This window comes from Lacrimispora indolis DSM 755, from assembly GCF_000526995.1.
In the GTDB taxonomy this organism is placed as follows: Bacteria; Bacillota; Clostridia; order Lachnospirales; family Lachnospiraceae; genus Lacrimispora; species Lacrimispora indolis.
In genome coordinates this window covers 3556174-3571484 of record NZ_AZUI01000001.1, presented here as the reverse complement: position 1 = coordinate 3571484, position 15311 = coordinate 3556174, and the positions used below count along the sequence as shown (strand labels likewise).

Here is a 15311-nt window from a genome sequence, read left to right as displayed (position 1 = left end):
TCCCTCCTACTGATGTACAAAGCCGGGATCCATAAGCCTGCTCATCATTTCCCCTGTTAAATGAAACAGCAGAACTACAACCACCAGAAACGCTCCCGGAAACAGGGCAAGCCACCATTTCCCCATTGCCAGGTACTTCATGCTCTCCGACAAAATCACGCCAATGGCCGGCTGCTCCGGAGAAAGCCCGAAGCCCAGAAACGTGATGCTGGCCTCATGAAGGATTGCATGAGGAAATAACAGCACAAGCCCCACAAAAAGCTGCGGAAGCAAATGAGGGGTCATATGCTTAAGGGCTGTTTCAAATCCGCCATGACCAAGCTTACGGGAAATCTTTATGTACTGGCTCTCCTTAAGCTGAAGAACCTCTCCCCGGATCAGCCTTGCAAGGGAGGTCCAGTGAGTCAGGGATATGCCTATCACCACTCCCTTAAAGCCCTTTCCCATGGCAAAGGAGATCAGAACCAGCAAAAGGATGTGAGGGATCCCCATGACAAGGTCAATGAGTCCGATCACAAGCCCATCAGCCACCTTTCCCATGGATGCCGCAAAAAGCCCCAGAAAAAATGCCATAACCGTGCTGACAGCCGCAGTGAGAAGACCGATCCGGATGCTCATGGAAAGGCCTGTCACGGTCCGGGCGAACATGTCCCGGCCCAGCCAGTCCGTACCAAAGGGATAAGAAAGACAGGGCGGCATATTTTTCCTGGAAAAATCAGTGACCAAAGCCTCTGTCCTGTAAAACTGCCCGGCAACGGCCACAGCCGTCAAAAGTGCAATAAAAACTATGAGGAGACAGACCATGGTTTTCCGGCCGTTCCATTGTTTCATGCGCCTTCCCTCCCTTTTCTCATTCTCGGATCCACTGTGCCGTAAAGCACGTTTGCCGTAAAATTCCCTGTAAATACAATGGCTGCGCTGATGACAGTGATCCCCAGAAGCAGAGGCACATCACCTCCAAGTCCGGCTGTCACAGCCGCCTGGCCAAGGCCTGGATAAGAGAATACCTGCTCCACCAGGACCGAGCCTCCGAAGATTTCGCTGACAGAAGCAAGCTGGAGGGTCATGGCGGGCAGAAGGACGTTCCTGATCCCGTGGCGAAAAACGATCTGGCTTTTGGATTCTCCCCTGGCCCTTGCAAAAAGAACGTAATCGCTTTCCAGGACCTGAATCATTTTCCCTCTTGTATGAAGGAGGATGGCAGACATCCCGGAAACAGAAAGGGTCAGGCAGGGAAGAATCCCATGGATCACCCGGTCCTTTAACGTGACCTCCGCCGCTTCCATGCCAATGGGAACGCTGAGCCCGATGGGAAGAATGTGGAGCCGTACGGCAAACACCATCAAAAACACCAGGGCCAGCCAAAAAGCCGGGGTGCTGGCAGTCACCAGGGCATAAGCGGAAATCACTTTATCCACCGTCTTTCCTCTGTTTGCACCTGCCAGGACCCCCAGGGCAAAACCGGCTCCTCCGGAAACCACCCAGGAAACAGTCATAAGCCACAGGGAATTTGACAGCTTCACGCCGATTACATGAGAAACAGGCTGCCGGTACAAAAGTGAAGTTCCCATATCCCCTTTTATAAAATCGCCGGCCCAGGAAAGGAAGCGTTCCACAGGCGGCAGCCCGGTCCCCCAATACAGGGAAAGCTTTGCGATCTGCTCCTGGCTCATGGAGCCAAGGGCTGCCTGGCCCACATTGACCTTTAAAGGATCAATGGGCGAAATCGATACCAGAAAAAAAGCCGCTGCATTTACCAGAAAAAGAAGGACTGCCATCCGCCCAAACTGTTTAAATAAAAACCAAATGATCTTCCTTCCTTTCCAGCTGTTTTTCATGATCCCCATCTCCACTGATCTACATTATTTACGATGGACCAGCCATGTCCATGGGGATGAAGCTTCTGGTCCGCAACCTTTAATCCATCCCTTACCCAGTATAAATGATCGATATTTACAAGCCAGATCCAAGGAATATCCCCATTCTGGGTAATGCCGGTTTCCCCATCCCACTGGGCCTTTTTCCACAGCTCATAGGATTTTTCCAGATCATTTTGTGCCAGGGCTTCATCCATGTACTGATCCACCTTTTCATTGGCATAAGGGGAATAGGCCGCAAGCCCTGTTTCCTCCATGGTATGGTAAATATTATAAAGCTCCATGGGCGTGTGGGCTCCCCAGCCCCAGATCAAAGGCTGTGACTGGGCTCTGTCGTAGGCCGTGTCCCAGCCAACTCCTTCCATCTGCCCGTCAATTCCAATCTTTTTCAGCTGATTGACAGTGTCCGCGGCAAGGGCCTGCCTTACGGAATCGCTGGCAGGATAGAGGAAATGAAGCTCTGCCCGTTTCCCATCCTTTTCACGAATCCCGTCCCCGCCCTTTTTCCAGCCTGCCGCTTCAAGCAGAGCCTCTGCCCCTTCCGGGTCATACTCTGTTTTTGCTGAAGGCTCATACCACGGCATTTTGTCACAGACGCTGTAGGCAGGACTGCCGTATCCGTTCAGCACGTGATCGATCATTTCCTCCCGGTTGATTCCCATATTGACGGCCCTTCTGACCATTACATCACTGGTAAAATCATTTCCCATGGGCACCCCTTCTTCCGATACGCTTCCGGAAGGAATGACAGGAAGGTTAAAGCCCCGGTTATCCACTGTTTTGCAGTCCAAAAGCCCAAACCCCGGTACTGTTAAATCCGAATAGGACGCTGCCGTATAGGCAACATCAGCCTGCCCGGACTGGACTGCCGCCAAAGCCGCATCTTCCTCCATAAAAAGGACCGTGACCCGTTTCATCTTTGGAGCCTCTCCATAATAATCGGGATTGGCTTCCAGGATCACCTGCTGCCCCCTGTCCCACTGCTTTAATATGTACCGGCCGGACCCGATGGGATGTTCCCCGTAATCCGCACCATATGCATGTTCCGGCACGATCCCGACGATTGCCATGGTATAAGGCCAGATGGAATACGGATGCTTCATATAAAATACCACCGTCGTATCATCCAGGGCTTCGGCCCGGTCCAGCATGGTAAAATCATTGACCGAGCTGGTATCCCTCAGGGTATTATAAGTAAAGGCCACATCCTGTGCGGTCAGCTTCTCCCCATCAGTAAAGGAAACGTCATTCCGGATCTTAACGGTCCAGGTCATACCATCGCTGCCTGCCTCCATATCCGTTGCCAGATCGTAACCAATGTTCAAATCCTTATCCGTAACCGTGAGTGTGCTCTGAATCAAAGGCTCATGGACATGTTCCCCGGCTCCCCAGCCATAAGCCGGATCAAATCCTGCTTCAGGCTCCGAGGTGACTCCCATTACCACTACAACTCCGTCTTTTTCCCCGGCGGCCTCTGTTTCAGAAGCTTCCGTAACCGTCTGGGCCTGCCCTGCAGCCTGGGTCCCGCCTGTCTTTCCACATCCGCTCATGACCACGGCAGACATCATAAAAGCCGCGGCAATCCCCCATTTACACTTTATCATCGTTTTTCCTCCTCCATAAACGGCCATACCAGCTCCGGTATTTTCCGCAACAAAAACAGATACCAGAAACAGTCATACGTATTCCTTGGGAATACCCATACCTTCCTGGTATCTGTTTTTGTTTATTGTTATATTTTATACATTCTGTCAGTGGTGACTTCTGTCAGCCGTTATAAAAAAGTATACGTAAAAACAATTCATACGTCAACGGCTTTTTATGCAAACGTTTGCAAACCCCGGCGTCTTAAGATATTTCTTTTAGTAAAATATCCCTTAAATATCCGCCGTATTTTTCCTTAGTCAGGACAACCCGGTACCCCTGCTTTATCATATTGTTCCTGCTGTATTTATTTTCCGGATGGACCGTGCACATCAGATGCCGGAAGCCCTGTTTCCTGAGTTCTTCCTCTGCAGTCTTCATCAGAATATACTGAAGGCCGTTTCCCCGGTATTCCGGAAGAATAGCCACTGACTCCATATGGGCCACCTTTCCCAGCTCTTCCTGGGAGAGGCCAATGTCCCGGCCAAGGTTTTCTTCCCTGTCTCCCGGCAGTGCAGCAATAAATACACCGGCCAGGGTCCCGGATTCCGCTTCAAAGGCCTTGTAACCGATTCCGTTTCCCTCTGTCAGGGTATGGCGGGTGTATTCTGAATCATCGGCAACAAACCAGTCCTTCTGCTCAATCTGCTGCCACACCGACTGGATCACATCAGCCATGATCAGATAATCCGAGGGATCTGCCCTTTCAATCAAAAATTCCATGCTTCGGTCCTTCCTCCTAGATTACAGACTCCGAAAGCCCCGCTGGCTCCCAAAACTCCTGTTGAAGGACCTGGACCTTTTCCCGGGGTACTTCCAGATCCGGAACTGCATTCCCGCCATGAAACCAGCTGTACATACCGGCGCAAAGCAAAATCATGATCAGGCAAAACGCGATCAGCATGATCTTATTATATAAGTTCTTATCCTCCACACCGTTTCCCCTTTCTTTCATTATGTAATCAGTCTATGCTTCCGGTACAGTACAAAATAACACCGGTAAGCTGTTTCTTAAACATTCCTTGTAAAACGGCACTGGGGAAAATTGGAACAGCCGTAAAATTGTCCAAATTTTCCGCTGCGAAGCTTAAGCACCCCGCCGCATTGAGGGCAAACTTCAGCTTCCACTTTATTGTCCAGTTTTCCCATCTCCTCATAGCACTTCTGGTTCATGATACAATCAGAAAGTGCCCGGTGAGCTCCATCCGTATCAATATGGAAATACGCAGATATATCCGTCAAACGGTGGCGTCCAAGCTGGGGAAGGCAGGCCTTTGCCATAAAAAGAGTATCCACATAATCATTGGGCACCCCTATTCCAAGAAGCTCTTCTGCAGCCCGGTAAAGGAAAAGCAAGTCAAAGGACTGGATATTGTGTCCTACCAGGATCTCCCCTTCGATAAAGGTAAGGAAATCCGGCAGGGCTTCTCTTAATCCGGGAGCTTCCCTTACCATGTCATCTGTGATTCCATTTACGTTGGTAGCCCCGGCCGGAATATGAGTCCCAGGATTGATCAGTGTATCAAATTCGGCTACAGGTTCATGTCCCTTCACCTTGATCGCGGATATCTCAATAATGGAATCCTCTTCAGGACTGATGCCTGTTGTCTCCAAGTCAAATACTACGTAATTTTCTGCGTATTGGTTCAAACGTCTGCCTGCAAACTGTCTGACAGCCATAGGTTCCTCCATTCTTTTGTATGTAAACAGGATACTTGTAACACCTCCATTATACCCCCTATCCTTTCATACATCAAGTAAAAGTCAATGAAGGGCAACCATCTGTTCCGCCACTGTCTCCGCTTCTTCCGCTGAAAAGTATCCGCATGCCTCCATTCTCTGAAGAACTTTCATCTGCCGTTTCTCTGCAAGAACCGGGTTTTTGGTCGGAGCATATTTGGATGGGGCATTAGGAACACCGGCTAAAAGAGTGCTTTCATACTCCGTCATTTCCTCCGGCGTTTTCTTAAAGTAGCCCTCACTGGCATCACCTACGCTGTAATATCCGTCCCCAAAATAAATGCAGTTCACATACAGCTCAAAAATTTCCTCCTTGGAATAATTTTTCTCAATATCAAAGGCCATGAACACCTCGGCCGCTTTCCTGGCAATGTCCTTATCCTGGTCAAAATATAAGTTCTTTGCAAGCTGCTGGGTTATGGTGCTGCCGCCTTCCACAAGCTTTCCGGCCCTGATATCGTTTGTCACTGCCCTGGCAATGGCAATTAAGTCGATCCCATTATGGCGGTAAAAACGGTGATCCTCCACCGATATGACTGCGTTCACATAAATCTGGGGCAGGTTATCATATTCCGTATAGCCTTCTTTATCCCGAACAGACTCCACACGTTCCTGGAGTCCGGTTCCATTAAGAGCCTCCCGGTACATCTCATACCCCTTATATGCCACAGTGAATCCGGCTAAAAGACACACTGTCATCAGCAAAAATACCATTCTTCTTATAAATGTTCCAATTCTCATAGATCCACTGTCTCCTTTCCTCTTTTTCGCCCATGTTTTTTGGGCATATAAGTATACCCGAAGGGTATTTCCTCTTAAATCCTCCCACGGTCTTTGAACATATAGATATCCCTGGAAGGGCATTTGTTATATGATATGCTATGGTTATGACTAAATTGTACCATAGAGTTCCTCTGAAAACAGGAATAATTCCTTATATTTCCCTAAAGTTTTCGGACAAGTTCTGACAAAACTCTTACCAGTTCTTACAAATTATTGAAAGGATGGAAAAAATCAGCATTTCACAGGCAACAAACCGCCTGTAACACGCTGATTTCCTTTTTTGTTATCTTATATAATTCTTCCAGTCAAATACCGGGCCATGCTCTCCCCAGCCAACCTTTATCGCATAAGCATGCCGGTTGGGATCGTAGAGAGGATCTCCGGAGATCTCATCGTACTGCCTTGCATGATATACCATAATATCCTGAAGCCCGTCTTCGCTTTTTACAAAACAATTATGTCCCGGACCAAAAATTCCTGCTTCCGCTACTGTCTTAAATACAGGCTCCCGCTCCTTTTTCCATGCATTCCGATCCAGCAAATCTCCATCTCCATCAATGCTTAAAAGTCCCATGCAGTAACACGCCCCTGTGGCGCTGGCAGAATAAGTGACATAAATCTTATTCCCATGCTTTAAAACCGCCGGTCCTTCATTGACCCAAAAACCTACCCGTTCCCAATCATAATCAGGAGCAGAAAGAGTCACCTGCTCCGATGAAAGCTTCCAGGGTGTCTCCATTCTGGCTATGTATAAATTGGAAATCTTCTTTCCTACGCTGACCTTTTCTGCCCAGATACAATACCGGCTCCCGCCATGGTCAAAAACTGTCATGTCCAGGGAAAAATCCTGAAACGTATAATCATCAAAGGGCTGTACCATGCCCAGCTCTCTCCAGGTACCTGTCATCGGGTCTTGTTCCCTGCATTCCAGCACATAAGGGCGGATAGCCCAGACGTCCTCCACATCCCCTGCTGCAAAATAAATGTACCACCTGCCGTCCATATAATGAAGCTCCGGAGCCCAGATATGTGCGCTCATGATCCCTTTCCGGTGTTTATCCCAGATAGTCACTTCCTTTTCATCCTTTAATCCCTGGATTGTTTCGGAACGCCGAAGAATGATCCTGTCGTATTCCGGCACCGATGCGGTAAAATAATAGCTTCCATCTTCATGGCGGTATAGATAGGGGTCTGCCCTTTGAGGGATAAAGGGTTCATTATAAGGGGTTTTCTTAAAATTACGGCTGTCCATCCTCTGCCACCTCTATCCTTTCACAGCCCCTGCCATCATTCCTTCAATGAAGTATTTCTGGAATGCCACAAACAGGAGGAATATGGGGATCACTGAGAAAACAGAGCCTACGATCAGAAGGCTGTAATTATCCCCATATGGGTTGATGAGGGTATTTAAGCCCAGGGTCAGGGGATATTTTTCAGAAGACCGGATCACCAAAAGAGGCCATAAATAATTGTTCCACGCATTCATTCCATTGAGAATGGCCATGGCGGAAAACGCAGGCTTCATCAGAGGAACGATCAGCCTGTAAAAAATCCCGTACTCGGTGGCGCCGTCAATTCTTCCGGCTTCTAAAAGAGATCCTGGAATGCTCATCAGGTACTGCCTGAAGAAAAAGATCGTGGAAGCATGGGCAACAAAGGGGAGAATGACTGCTGCATAGCTGTCCATCATCTTCCAGCCGGACATCTGCTTATACAGGGGAAGCATAACCACCTCCAAAGGTATGGAAAGGATCAGAAGAACGATGACAAACAGCACCTTTTTTCCCTTAAATTCATAAGCTGCAAATCCATATCCCACAAAGGAGCTTACAAACAGGGTGCTTACCACCGTAACAACGGTAAGGGAGATGCTGTTAAAGAACCATTTCCAGTATTCATGCTGCCCTGCAAACAGCAGAACATAGTTGTCCAGACTCATCCTGGAAACACGAATGTCCAGGTTAAGGCCGTATTGCAGCAAATCACTGCCAGGCTTAAAGCTGGCCACAAACAACACCCAAATGGGAAGGATGATCAATATGGCAAGAATGGAAAACAAAACGATCAGTGCTGCCGCTGCCGCCGTTCGTTTGACCTGCAGATTTGATGTATTTCTTTCCTTCATTTCATTCCCTCCCTTCTTCAAAGGTACCTGTGATTTTCAGCTGAAGGAGGTTTACCAACATGACAACCAGCAGAAGGATCAGGCCAACAGCACACGCATAACCCAGGGCCCTCTTTTCAACTCCCTGCCGGTAAAGGTATCCCACAATGGTAAGGCCGATGTTATTGGGAGAATTATTTCCCTTAAACAGCATATTGCTTTCAAGAAACATGGACAGGCCTGCATAAATGCTGATCGTAAGGACATAAACCGTGGTAGGCTTGACCAGGGGTACGGATATTTTGGAAAACTGCTGCCACTTGGAAGCTCCGTCAATGGCCGCCGCCTCATAAAGGTCGGAAGGAATGCTCTGAAGTCCTGAAAGAAAGTACAGAATATTCACTCCAGTCCATCTCCAGCAGGCCAGAAGCAAAAGGGCAAAATAACTGGTTCCTGCACCTTTCAGCCATTTTATGGGGGCTGCTCCGAAAAACCCCAGAACCTGATTAAAAAGAGAGGTAGATGACTCCCCGAACATAAGGCGGAAAATAGTGCCTGCCACCACAACAGAAGTCAGCGCCGGTATGAAATAGACGGATTTAAAAAAATCTGCCTTTTTCATCAGCCTGCTGTTTAACAGGGTCGCAAACAGCATTGGAAAAGGAATCAGAAGAATCAGCGTTCCTGCCATATATTTAAAGCTGTTCCACAATGCCTTCATAAATATTTTATCAGACAGCAGCCGCGTATAGTTGTCAAATCCCACCCATTGCTCTTTCAATACATCCTGAAAGCTTAACAGAACCCCGTTGCAGATGGGTACAAGCCAGAATAACAGTACCGTGATCACAAACGGGCAGATAAATACATAAGGAGCTATCTTTTTCGAGTAAAAGAATTTCTTCATTTTGTTTACCCCTTTTCCCATAGGAACTTAACTTTGGGCTGCAGGAGACAACCGGCCTCCTGCAGCCAACAGCCTTTCCTATTCTTTAAATTCATTATTCAGGGTTTCCTGGGAGGACTGAAGGGCCTCTGCCACATCCACCCCGTCTTCAAAAATACTGTTTAAGGTCACATTGCAGAATTCATTGTTAATGGAGGGATATTTTTCATCGGTATAAGCCCGCAAGGAGCCGATACCATCCTTTGATTTAAGCAGAGTATCAAAGGGGTAATTGGTAAAATACTGAACAAACTGGTTATCCGGGTTTTGTGTCAGGGAGGAGTCTGTCCATACTGCAGTATTGACCGGATCAAAGCCCAATACATTCCATACTTCCTTGTTGGCATCCTCGGAAAGCTTGATATAGGCCATGACTTCCGCGGCAAGCTGTGCGTGTTCACTGGATTTAACAATGGCAGTGCCAGTACCGCCTCCGCCGATGGTGGCTGCTTCTTTGTCATTTTCATTCCATACCGGTACCGGGGCAATGGCTACCTGCTTTTTTAAATCCTTCATATAATTCACATATCTGGAGGTCTGCCAGAACGGCATGATCTGCACGGCATAATCTCCTGAGTTATAGAATGGGTAGGCTTCCTCATTATCCGGCTGCCCGCCTGGGACCGTTGCAAATGCGCCGGTTTCCTGCATTCCCTTTATGTATTCCAGAACCTCCGCCATTTCCTTGCTGGTCAGGTTGAGCTTCCCGTTTTCATCAATATAATCCCCGCCCTTTTGAGCCAGCATTAAGTTGACCATCCACTGGGCAGAGGTCTCCACGCAGGCGAAATATTTCCCGGTGGCTTCATGGTACTTCACGCCTGCTTCCTTAAACTGATCCCAGGTCTTAATATCTGCATAGTTAATTCCTGCATCACTTAACAGCTTTTCATTATAAAATGCCACCGTTGTTCCTACATGGGTGGGAAGCCCGTACTCCTTCCCGTCCTTTGTGTAAATATCCAGTCTGGATTTTACAATGTTCTCCCTGTATGGTTCGATCGCATCGTTAAGCTCCATCAGACCGATCTTTCCCGTCATAAATGCAGGAAACTTGCCAAGCTCAATATCCACAACATCCGGCGCTCCCTCCCCTGATTCCAGCGCCAGGGACAGCTTGTTGTGCATGTCGTCATAGGGCATATTGCTCAGCACCAGCTTCACTTTTTTATCCGGATGGGCTTCGTTCCATTTCTCTGCCATTGCCACATAAAAATTCTGGTGCAGTTCAATAAAAGTCCAAACATTTAATGTGGTCACGTCACTTCCCCCCACATCCATTTCCTTTTTCCCAGCAGAAGCCGCGCCTTTGGTGGTTTCCTGGGAATCTCCCTTGGTACTGCTGCTGCATCCAGTGATCATGGATGCTGCCAATGCTGCACACAGCAGCCCTGCTAATACCCGTTTTTTCATGATAAATCCTCCTTTTTATATTCCTGCTTTATCAAATCAGATGATATCATCTGTATGATTCCTACCGGATAAGTTCCTTTATCCATACCGTCATCTCTCCTGTTTTCCTGTTCCCCCAGCTGCTGTATGGCACTGCTTTCAGATCAATATTTAAAAGCCCGATCTTCCTTTCTCCGTACAGCTGGTTTTCCTCCCACTGATCCTCACAGATCTTTTTCCCCTTAAGCCGGACAGTCAATGTCCCTCCCATGAGATCAGGCTCAAAGATTTCTTCCAGCTCCTGGTCTGCCTCCACGTAAACAGCGGCCAGATTATCCCCATTATCAGCCTCTTCCAGGCAATAAACCACCGGTCCCTTTACAATGGCCACTTTTCCTGCATCAGCCCTTACCTTTGGATTGGCCCGGATCAACAGGGCCGGCTGCCTGAAGGTGACAGTCAGTGAGGTCTTTGAAAAATGGCCGGAAAAACAGGCGTATCCCTTTCTGATCTCTGTCTGGATCAGCCTTCCTTCTCCGTCATGGATCTTAAAATCCTGGGCATAAGAGGGAATCCGGAATGCTATAGTTTTTTCAGCAATTCCCTCACTTTGTATTTCAATGAGGATTTTCCCAGCTCCGGGAGTCTCCGTTATCATGCGAAAATATGTCTTTTCTCCGGAAAGCTCTGTTTCCACCTGGCTGCCCACATATAAATTCACATACAGGGTATGGTCGTCTTTAAAATAAATATATTGTCCAAAGGATGCAAGGGTCCTGGCAATGTTAGGCGGGCAGCAGGCAACACCAAACCATTTCTGCCTCTTAGGTCTTACGTGTTCCTTTGATGTGCGGGGAATGCAGCTATCCGGCCATACCTCCAGGGGATTTACATAAAAGAAGCTCTTTCCGTCAAGGGCGATCCCTGATAATACTGTGTTATACAGGGAACGCTCCACCCCATCCATGTATGAAGCATCCTTTGTTATCTCTGCCATCCGCCTTCCAAACAATGCCAGCCCAATGGAGGCACAGGTTTCCGAATAATTGCAGTCATTGGGCAGGTCATAATCCGCCGTAAAGCGTTCCAGAACTCCGGAGGAGCCTATCCCTCCGGTTATGTACATCCGTTTTGTCACAATATTCTGCCAAAGCTCTTCGCACACATGAAGCAGTTCTTCATCCTCATATTCATGTGCAAGATCAGCCATGGCGCAGTACATATATACTGCCCTGACCGCATGTCCCTCCGCCGTTTTTTGCTGCCTGACCGGGATATGGGACTGGGAATACTTTGGATCATATCCTCTGAATTCCGGAAAAATATACCGGTCTTCCCTGCGTCTGGCCTCGGCTAGAAAATAATTCTCTCCCACTCCCCGCTGATCAATAAAATACTTTGCCAGATCCAGATATCTCTTTTCCCCTGTAACACGGTATAATTTCACAAGAGCCAGCTCTATTTCCTGATGACCGGGATAGCCATGGCACTGCCCCTCCCCTGGTCCGAAAACCTTACAGATTAAATCCGCCAGCCTTGAAACGATCGTCAGGAACTTCCCCTTTCCCGTTGCTTTAAAATAGGCCACTGCCCCTTCGATCATATGGCCTGCAGTATAAAGCTCGTGGCCCTCCATAAGGTTTGTCCACTTATTTTCAGGCTCCCTAATAATAAAATATGTATCAAGGTAGCCATCTTCCTGCTGCGCCCTTCCGATCAGTTGGATGGTCTCGTCGGCAATCCTCTCCAGCTCTTCATCCGGATGGCATTCCAGGGTATAGGCCACTGCTTCCAGCCACTTCGCCACATCCGTATCCTGAAATACCGCTCCCTTAAATTCTCCTTCTTCCTCACCGGCGGCAATTTTAAAATTGTGAATGCAATGGCTTGGTTCTCCATCATCTGTTAAATCGTTTAATATACTCCATTGATAAGGTATAATCACTTCCTTCACAAGTCCAATGTACCTGTCCCATGATCTATCATTGATTTGAATCATTTTCAGTGGAATATTCGTCGATTTTTTATCCATTATGGTCACCTCATCCTCTGCTTTTTATATTAAACGTTTAATATGAGAAATAATATTAAAGGTGATTTTATCAGTTGATAATCACCTTTAATTTCTATAATTGCATACTACCACATGGAATTTATTCTGTAAAGTATTTTTGCACAATTTAATAAATTTATTAATCGTTTAACCATGTAATTTTTACTTAATTTTTGTTGTAAATTGTAGAACTACATTACTTGTCCTGGTTTTGGATCACAATTATCAAAAAAACTCCTTACTCTTCTGTTTATTTTTATTGTTCGTTTTTTCTGCTATTTTATAACTTCTCACTCTTTACCACTCATTCTTTGCCCTACAGCTTCCTTAAACCACTACAAAAAGACAGAAATAGTTGGAAGCCTTAATGATTTTGTACCGCTTTTAGCGGCATTCTCAGCGAAAAAAAGAACGTTTTACATGGCTGATCCCATGTAAAACGTTCTTTTTTGTAAGTCAATCCCGGATATTTGCAATCCGCTTCGCTGCTTGATGAGGTTAAACCATGAAGCAGCCTCTATACAATGCACTTTACCGATTTCCGGACCAGCAGCTTGCAGCCCACGGAACAGACATTCTCGGAGTCGGTTTCCAGCTCCTGCCCGTTTAAAAGTCCGATGACCAGCTCACTGGCCTTGTGTCCGATATCGTGAAGAGGAAGCCTTATAGTGGTAAGGGGCGGCCGGTAATACCCTGATAATTCCCGGTCATCGTATCCTGCCACTGATAAGTCCGCACCCACGTTCATGTCCAATTCCTCCAGGCGGTCATACACTCCCCCTGCCATTAAGTCGTTCATGCAGAAAATGGCTGTCACTTCCTTTTCAAGGAGCAGGCCTGCACACCGGTAGCCGGACTCCCTGGTCCAGTCCCCTTCCACCACAAGGCTTGGATCATATAATATCCCATTTTGAAAAAGGACCTGCTGATAGCCTACCAGCCTGGCCTGTGCATGAAGGCTGTCAGGCTTTCCTGTAATCACCCCAACTCTCTTATGACCGTGTTCCAGTAAATGCTGCATGATTTCAGCAGCACCATGGACATCGTCCACCACAACAGAAGGCACTTTCATGCTTTTGGAGTACCCGTAGGCCATTACGGCAGGTATTGGCAGCGTATCGGGAATACAGCGGATGACCCTCTCATGGGCAGCCACATAGATGATCCCCTCCACCTGTTTTTCCATCAGTTTCTTTATCTCAAGCCTTACCAGCCCATAATAATCATCCCGGTTATAATAGGTGTCATCGTATTTTTTAAACAGCCTTAAATTCGTTAAAAGTATCTGATAATCCAGCTCCTGGCAATAGTCCGTAATGCCGTCAATGATGTCAGGGATGCTGAATATGGTCATGTCCTCCGCAATGACCCCGATACTTCTCGTCTTTTGCAGCTTTAAATTCTTTGCAACAACATTGGGAGTATAATTCAGTTTTTCAGCCATCTCTAAAACAAGTTTCCTGGTTTTTTCACTTGCGCCTGGTTTGTTGTTTAAGATATTTGATACCGTGGCCACTGATACACCACAGCATTTTGCCAATTCCTTTATGGTTGCCATCTCCTGCCTCCAGAACCTTTTGCTTTAATTAACTCAGATTTTCATGGAATTGTCAATAGGACAGGAAAAAATATTAAACGTTTTAGTTACTGATTTTTTGCCAATCCCCATGGAATTTTCCTTTTTAATTTAGTATACTTATCATAGAACAAGCCTGAACGCTTCCATGCACTGACTGGAAGGACCATTCAAAGGGCAAAAAATCGTACAAAGAAACGAGGTAAATTAAAATGCTGGTTACACTTCACGATTCCAAAGCAACGGCTGTCATCGATTCCATCGGTGCCCAGCTCATTTCATTCAAGGATTCTGCCGGCACAGAATACATATGGCAGAGAGATCCTCAATTCTGGGGCAAATGCTCTCCTCTGCTTTTCCCCATTGTAGGAAACTGCCGAAACGACAGGACCCGCATAGAAGGCCAGGTATGGGAAATCCCCAAGCATGGTTTTTGCCGGGAAATGGATTTTACTGTAACTCATCAGTCAGAAACTTCCGCTTCCTTTGAGATCCGGGATACCGATGAAACGAAAAAGATTTATCCCTACTCTTTCCTCTTAAGCCTTTCCTATACCCTTACGGATGGAAGCCTGTTCATGGAATACCGGGTCGTAAATACCGATGACAGAACCATATATTACTGTCTGGGCGCACATCCGGGCTTTAACTGCCCCATGGAGTCTGAGGCCGCATTTGAAGATTATGATCTGGTATTTGAAAAAGAAGAAACCACATCCAGCATGGTATACGACTGTAAGAACCTGGAATTTAATCCGGCTAACAGGATCAGCCGTCTGAAGGAAAGCCGCACACTCTCTTTGAACAGGGAATTATTTAAGGACGATGCCGTTTATTTTGACGACCTCCAGTCCAGAGCGGTTTCAATTATAAACAGGAATACTGGCCGGGGCGTGGAGGTTTCCTTTCCGGGCTTTGAAACCGTAGCCTTCTGGACTCCTTATCCCGGAGATGCGCCTTTTGTCTGCGTGGAGCCCTGGAATGGTTCCGGAATCTACGCAACGGAGGATGACGAATTCATCCATAAGAATCATGTACAGTCCTTAAATCCTGGAAACGCAAAAAGCTACGGCCTTTCCATAAGGGTTCTTAACCAATAAGAAAACAGGCAGCGAAATCGGCTGAAGTTTCGCTGCCTGTCCTGATTTATTAAAATATGAAGAATTTTTCAGATGTGATCTGCCGACTTTTGAAAT

At 47.0% G+C, this 15311-nt stretch carries 14 protein-coding genes; 1 reads left to right on the top strand and 13 read right to left on the bottom strand.

Annotation, left to right across the window (positions count from 1 at the left end; translation table 11 throughout):
* Positions 1-6: 6 nt before the first annotated feature.
* The 13 genes from K401_RS0117185 to K401_RS0117120 all read right to left on the bottom strand — a co-directional run bounded on the left by K401_RS0117185 (position 7) and on the right by K401_RS0117120 (position 14097).
* Positions 7-831 (bottom strand): ABC transporter permease, encoded by an 825-nt coding sequence (locus K401_RS0117185; protein ID WP_024294107.1) that lies wholly within the window; start codon positions 829-831, stop codon positions 7-9.
* A complete protein-coding gene (locus K401_RS0117180) occupies positions 828-1838 on the bottom strand; it encodes an ABC transporter permease (protein WP_051464054.1) in 1011 nt (336 codons plus the stop codon). Before K401_RS0117180 ends, K401_RS0117185 begins: the two co-directional genes overlap by 4 nt.
* Positions 1835-3481, bottom strand: coding sequence for an ABC transporter substrate-binding protein (locus tag K401_RS0117175; RefSeq protein WP_024294105.1), 1647 nt, complete (start codon positions 3479-3481; stop codon positions 1835-1837). Before K401_RS0117175 ends, K401_RS0117180 begins: the two co-directional genes overlap by 4 nt.
* A gap of 244 nt (positions 3482-3725) precedes the next feature.
* The gene (locus K401_RS0117170; RefSeq protein WP_024294104.1) at positions 3726-4244 is read right to left on the bottom strand and encodes a GNAT family N-acetyltransferase; all 519 of its coding nucleotides are present in this window, start codon (positions 4242-4244) and stop codon (positions 3726-3728) included.
* A gap of 16 nt (positions 4245-4260) precedes the next feature.
* A complete protein-coding gene (locus tag K401_RS31315; protein WP_024294103.1) occupies positions 4261-4455 on the bottom strand; it encodes a hypothetical protein in 195 nt (64 codons plus the stop codon).
* Between the two features lie 77 nt (positions 4456-4532).
* A complete protein-coding gene (locus tag K401_RS0117160; protein WP_024294102.1) occupies positions 4533-5201 on the bottom strand; it encodes a 3'-5' exonuclease in 669 nt (222 codons plus the stop codon).
* Between the two features lie 84 nt (positions 5202-5285).
* Positions 5286-6002, bottom strand: coding sequence for a biosynthetic peptidoglycan transglycosylase (locus K401_RS0117155; RefSeq protein ID WP_024294101.1), 717 nt, complete (start codon positions 6000-6002; stop codon positions 5286-5288).
* 325 nt (positions 6003-6327) lie between these two features.
* Positions 6328-7296 (bottom strand): glycoside hydrolase family 43 protein, encoded by a 969-nt coding sequence (locus K401_RS0117150; protein ID WP_024294100.1) that lies wholly within the window; start codon positions 7294-7296, stop codon positions 6328-6330.
* 12 nt (positions 7297-7308) lie between these two features.
* A complete protein-coding gene (locus K401_RS0117145) occupies positions 7309-8169 on the bottom strand; it encodes a carbohydrate ABC transporter permease (protein ID WP_024294099.1) in 861 nt (286 codons plus the stop codon).
* Between the two features lies 1 nt (position 8170).
* Positions 8171-9055 (bottom strand): carbohydrate ABC transporter permease, encoded by an 885-nt coding sequence (locus tag K401_RS0117140; RefSeq protein WP_024294098.1) that lies wholly within the window; start codon positions 9053-9055, stop codon positions 8171-8173.
* Between the two features lie 78 nt (positions 9056-9133).
* Positions 9134-10507 carry an ABC transporter substrate-binding protein gene (locus tag K401_RS0117135; RefSeq protein WP_024294097.1) on the bottom strand — a complete coding sequence of 458 codons (1374 nt, stop codon included), beginning with the start codon at positions 10505-10507 and terminating at the stop codon, positions 9134-9136.
* A gap of 61 nt (positions 10508-10568) precedes the next feature.
* Positions 10569-12518: a glycoside hydrolase family 127 protein gene (locus K401_RS0117125; RefSeq protein ID WP_024294096.1), complete on the bottom strand. Its 1950-nt coding sequence runs from the start codon at positions 12516-12518 to the stop codon at positions 10569-10571.
* A 538-nt stretch (positions 12519-13056) separates the two neighbouring features.
* On the bottom strand, positions 13057-14097 hold the full coding sequence (locus K401_RS0117120) for a LacI family DNA-binding transcriptional regulator (RefSeq protein WP_024294095.1): 1041 nt from the start codon (positions 14095-14097) through the stop codon (positions 13057-13059).
* Positions 14098-14327: 230 nt separating this feature from the next.
* On the opposite strand from K401_RS0117120, the gene K401_RS0117115 reads away from it, so the two are divergent.
* Entirely contained in the window at positions 14328-15215 is an 888-nt protein-coding gene (locus K401_RS0117115) for an aldose 1-epimerase family protein (RefSeq protein ID WP_024294094.1), read from the top strand.
* Positions 15216-15311: the final 96 nt, after the last annotated feature.

Bases quoted from the DNA above. Each gene is read 5' to 3' on its own strand.
- K401_RS0117185 (WP_024294107.1), bottom strand. From the start codon at position 831: ATGAAACAATGGAACGGCCGGAAAACCATGGTCTGTCTCCTCATAGTT.
- K401_RS0117180 (WP_051464054.1), bottom strand. From the start codon at position 1,838: ATGAAAAACAGCTGGAAAGGAAGGAAGATCATTTGGTTTTTATTTAAA.
- K401_RS0117175 (WP_024294105.1), bottom strand. From the start codon at position 3,481: ATGATAAAGTGTAAATGGGGGATTGCCGCGGCTTTTATGATGTCTGCC.
- K401_RS0117170 (WP_024294104.1), bottom strand. From the start codon at position 4,244: ATGGAATTTTTGATTGAAAGGGCAGATCCCTCGGATTATCTGATCATG.
- K401_RS0117160 (WP_024294102.1), bottom strand. From the start codon at position 5,201: ATGGCTGTCAGACAGTTTGCAGGCAGACGTTTGAACCAATACGCAGAA.
- K401_RS0117155 (WP_024294101.1), bottom strand. From the start codon at position 6,002: ATGAGAATTGGAACATTTATAAGAAGAATGGTATTTTTGCTGATGACA.
- K401_RS0117150 (WP_024294100.1), bottom strand. From the start codon at position 7,296: ATGGACAGCCGTAATTTTAAGAAAACCCCTTATAATGAACCCTTTATC.
- K401_RS0117145 (WP_024294099.1), bottom strand. From the start codon at position 8,169: ATGAAGGAAAGAAATACATCAAATCTGCAGGTCAAACGAACGGCGGCA.
- K401_RS0117140 (WP_024294098.1), bottom strand. From the start codon at position 9,055: ATGAAGAAATTCTTTTACTCGAAAAAGATAGCTCCTTATGTATTTATC.
- K401_RS0117135 (WP_024294097.1), bottom strand. From the start codon at position 10,507: ATGAAAAAACGGGTATTAGCAGGGCTGCTGTGTGCAGCATTGGCAGCA.
- K401_RS0117125 (WP_024294096.1), bottom strand. From the start codon at position 12,518: ATGGATAAAAAATCGACGAATATTCCACTGAAAATGATTCAAATCAAT.
- K401_RS0117120 (WP_024294095.1), bottom strand. From the start codon at position 14,097: ATGGCAACCATAAAGGAATTGGCAAAATGCTGTGGTGTATCAGTGGCC.
- K401_RS0117115 (WP_024294094.1), top strand. From the start codon at position 14,328: ATGCTGGTTACACTTCACGATTCCAAAGCAACGGCTGTCATCGATTCC.